Origin of the sequence: Kineococcus indalonis, assembly GCF_009906395.1 — a bacterium.
GTDB classification, from domain to species: Bacteria; Actinomycetota; Actinomycetes; order Actinomycetales; family Kineococcaceae; genus Kineococcus; species Kineococcus indalonis.
This window is the reverse complement of sequence record NZ_JAAALM010000399.1, coordinates 1-3,752: the sequence shown is the minus strand read 5'-3', so window position 1 is coordinate 3,752 and position 3,752 is coordinate 1. Positions and strand designations below refer to the sequence as shown.

Here is a 3,752-nt window from a genome sequence, read left to right as displayed (position 1 = left end):
GCGCCGCCGCGGCGGACGCGGCCGGCGCCGCCGCGGCGGCCGGGCACCGCGGGGGCGGCGCGCGGTGACCGCGCAGGACGCCGCCCCCGGCACGTTCGAGGTGCGCGCCGCGGGCACCGGGGAGCTGGTGGGCACCTTCCCCGTGCAGGGCGAGCAGGACGTGGCCGCCGCCGTCGCCCGCGCCCGCGAGGCGGCGCGGTGGTGGGGCGAGCTGGGCTTCGCCGGGCGGCGCCGCCGCCTGGACGCCTTCCGCGGGCTGCTGGCCCGGCAGGTGCACCGGCTGGCGGCGGTGGTGCGCGAGGAGACGACCCGGCCCACCGCCGACGCGGTGCTGGAGGTCGCGCTGACCCTGGAGCACGTGGCGTGGGCGGCGCGCAACGCCGAGCGGGTGCTGGGGCCGCGCCGGGTGCGCACCACGGCGCTGAGCGCGAACCTCAGCGCGAGCGTGGAGCGCAAGCCCCTGGGCGTCGTCGGCGTCATCGGGCCGTGGAACTTCCCGGTGTTCACCCCGCTGGGCTCGATCGTGCCCGCGCTGGCGGCCGGCAACGCGGTGGTCTACAAGCCCAGCGAGCTGGCGCCCGGGGTGGGGGCCTGGCTGGTCGAGGCGTTCGCGCGGGTGGTGCCCGAGCAGCCGGTCCTGCAGCTGCTGACCGGCGACGCGAGCACCGGGGAGGCGCTGTGCCGCGGCGGGGTGGACAAGATCGCCTTCACCGGGTCCACGGCCGCGGCGCGGCGGGTGATGGCCGCGTGCGCCGGGACGCTGACCCCGCTGGTGGCCGAGTGCGGCGGCAAGGACGCCTTCGTCGTGGACGAGGACGCCGACGTGGAGGCCGCGGCCCGGGCCGCGGTGTGGAGCGCGGTGGTCAACGCCGGGCAGACCTGCATCGGCACCGAGCGCGTGTACGTCCACCGCGCCGTCCACGACGCCTTCGTCGCGGCGCTGCTGCGCGAGGTGCGCGGGGTGCGGGCGGGGACGGACCCGGGCGCGGTGCTCGGCCCGCTGCGCACGCCCGCGCAGGCGGCGCGGGTGGAGGCCCACGTCGCCGACGCCGTCGCCCGCGGGGGGCGGGTGCTCTTCGACGGCGGCCCCGCCGAGGGCACCGTCGTGCAGCCGGTGGTCCTGGCCGACGTGCCCGACGAGGCCCTGGCGAACCAGGAGGAGACGTTCGGGCCGCTGCTGACGGTGCGGGCCGTGGCGGACGTGGACGAGGCGGTGCGGCGGGCCAACGGCACCCGCTACGGCCTGGGCGCGACGGTGTTCGGCGGTCGCGGCGCCGAGCGGGTCGCCCGCCGGCTGCGCACGGGCGCGGTGTCGGTGAACTGCGCCTTCGGGTTCGCGCAGGTGCCCACCCTGCCCTTCGGCGGGGTGGGCGACTCCGGCTTCGGGCGCGTGCACGGGCCCGACGGGCTGCGCGAGTTCAGCGCGCCGCAGGCGCTGGCCCGCCAGCGCTTCCGGCTGCCGCTGGCCGTGACGGGCTTCGCCCGCTCGGCGCGCGACGACGCGCGGGTGGCGGCCCTGCTGGGGCTGGTGCACGGCCGGCGCTGAGGCGCCGGCGGGCGCGCGTCAGCGCGCGCGCGAGCGCGCCACCCCCCGCACCGCGCTGCGCACCACGCGGTAGCCCAGCACCCCGCCGGCCACCCAGGGGGCGGCGACCAGCACGGGGTCCAGCACCTGGTGGCGCACGTCGGAGCGGCCGCGGCGCGAGCGCAGCGGGTGGTGGCCGGGCTCGCTGAGCACGCCGGTCTCGCTGACCGGGTCGTCGGGGTGCCGGCTGGCGAAGGAGGCCAGCGCGGCCTCCAGGGCGCCCACGCGGTCCGCGGCCACGAGCAGCAGCCAGTGCGCGTTGCGGCCCTCGCTGTAGCGGTAGGCGTGGCGGCGCACCGCGCCGGACAGGCCCGAGGGGGGTGTGGAGGTGCCGAAGACCGGGGTGACGAAGGCGTGCTCGATCGAGCGCTCGCGCGGGTGGTGCTGCACCTGCCGCTCGGGGAAGCGCCAGTGCGCACCGTTGAGGCCGGGGTCGAAGCGCTCGCGCGGGAAGGACGGGCGGTCCGCGGGGTCGAGGTCCACGCCCCAGCCGGGGATGCGTGCGCGCAGCTGCTCGGGCGTCTCCGGCAGCGGCGGCTTGTCGGCGGTGTAGGTGTACGCGGGGTCATCGGGGTCGAGGTCCGCGAGGTGCAGGTCCACGGGGCCGCGGTCCGCGGGACCCCGGGGGTCCTGGGGTTCGCTCATGTCCGGTGCCTCCCGGTTCAGCTCGCGCCCGGCACGACGAGCGGCTTGATGCAGCCGTCGAGCTTGGACGAGAAGATGTGGTACCCCTCGGCGATGTGCTCCAGCGGGATGCGGTGGGTGACGACCTCCCGGGGCGTGAGGTGGCCGTTGCGCACGTGCTCGAACATCCGCGGCCACTGCCGCTTCACGGGCGTCTGGTTCATCCGCAGCGTCAGGCCCTTGTTCATCGCGTCGCCGAACTTCACGGCGCTGGGCACCGGCCCGTAGGCGCCCATGACGGAGATCGTGCCGCCCTTGCGCACGGCGTCGATCGCCCAGTTCAGCGCGATCGGCGAGCCGCCCTGCAGCTTCAGCTTCGCCCCGGCGACGTGCTGAAGGAAGTTGCCGTCCGCCTCGGCGCCCACCGCGTCGATGACGGCGTCGGCGCCCAGGTAGCCCGTCATCTCCTTCAGCAGCACCACGACGTCGTCGTGCTCGGTGAAGTCCACGGTCTCGGCGTGGGCCATGGTGCGCGCCTTCTCCAGGCGCTCGGGCAACTGGTCCACGACGATCACGCGCCCGGCACCCATGAGCCAGGCGGACTGCGCCGCGAGCAGCCCGACGGGGCCGGCGCCGAGGACCACCACGACGTCGCCCTCGACGACGTCGGCGAGCTGGGCGCCGAAGTACCCGGTGGCCGCGGCGTCGGTGAGCACGACGGCGTCCTCCTCGTGCATCCACTCCGGGATCACGGTGGGCCCGACGTCGGCGAACGGCACGCGCACGTACTCCGCCTGGCCGCCGTCGTAGCCGCCGGCGGTGTGCGAGTAGCCGTAGATCCCGCCGACGGCGGTGGCGTTGGCGTTGACGTTGTGGCAGTTGGACTGCAGCCCGCGAGCGCAGTAGAAGCACGAGCCGCAGAAGATGTTGAAGGGCACCATGACGCGGTCACCGACCCTCAGGTTCTGCACCGACGACCCGACCTCGTCGACCACGCCGATGAACTCGTGACCGAAGGTCGTCCCGGGCCGGGTGTCGGGGATCGCCCCGTGGTACAGGTGCAGGTCCGAGCCGCAGATCGCGGCGAGCGTGACCCGCACGATCGCGTCGTTGGGGTGCTCGATGCGCGGGCGCTCCTTCTCCTCCGCGCGCACGCGGTACGGCCCGCGGTACACCATCGCTCGCACCGGCAGCTCCTCCCGGAAGGCCCGGGCGCACCGGTCCTCCGGCCCGCCCGGGCCCACTGTGCCGCGCACGGCGCCCGCCCGCACGCGCAGGCGCCCGGCTCAGCCCGGCTCAGCCCGGCTCAGCCCGGCTCAACCCGGCTCAACCCGGCTCAACCCTGTTCGCGGGGGCGCGGCGGGCGACCGCGCCGGGGCAGGTCCCCGGCCTCGGCGGGCATCCGCCCGGCGCGGCGCAGCGCCTCGCGCAGCACGAACTCCGCCTGGGCGTTGACGCTGCGCAGGTCGTCGCCGGCCCAGCGCGCCAGCGCCTCGTGCACGGCGGGGTCCAGGCGCAGCAGGACCTGCTTGCGCGCGCGCCC

At 76.7% G+C, this 3,752-nt stretch carries 4 protein-coding genes; 1 reads left to right on the top strand and 3 read right to left on the bottom strand.

What is annotated here, in order from left to right; all coding sequences use genetic code 11:
- Positions 1 to 64 precede the first annotated feature (64 nt).
- Positions 65 to 1,546 (top strand): aldehyde dehydrogenase family protein, encoded by a 1,482-nt coding sequence (locus tag GTR00_RS16390; protein WP_166612655.1) that lies wholly within the window; start codon positions 65 to 67, stop codon positions 1,544 to 1,546.
- 18 nt (positions 1,547 to 1,564) lie between these two features.
- Here GTR00_RS16390 and GTR00_RS16385 read toward each other — a convergent pair whose 3' ends face one another.
- The 3 genes from GTR00_RS16385 to GTR00_RS16375 form a co-directional block, all read right to left on the bottom strand.
- A complete protein-coding gene (locus tag GTR00_RS16385; RefSeq protein WP_240900451.1) occupies positions 1,565 to 2,230 on the bottom strand; it encodes a hypothetical protein in 666 nt (221 codons plus the stop codon).
- A 17-nt stretch (positions 2,231 to 2,247) separates the two neighbouring features.
- Positions 2,248 to 3,396 carry a zinc-dependent alcohol dehydrogenase gene (locus tag GTR00_RS16380; RefSeq protein ID WP_166612654.1) on the bottom strand — a complete coding sequence of 383 codons (1,149 nt, stop codon included), beginning with the start codon at positions 3,394 to 3,396 and terminating at the stop codon, positions 2,248 to 2,250.
- A gap of 149 nt (positions 3,397 to 3,545) precedes the next feature.
- A partial coding sequence (locus GTR00_RS16375; protein WP_205705974.1) for a hypothetical protein occupies positions 3,546 to 3,752 on the bottom strand: 207 nt, incomplete at its 5' end.

Excerpts from the sequence above, each read along its gene's own strand:
- GTR00_RS16385 (WP_240900451.1), bottom strand. The coding sequence starts at position 2,230 with ATGAGCGAACCCCAGGACCCCCGGGGTCCCGCGGACCGCGGCCCCGTG.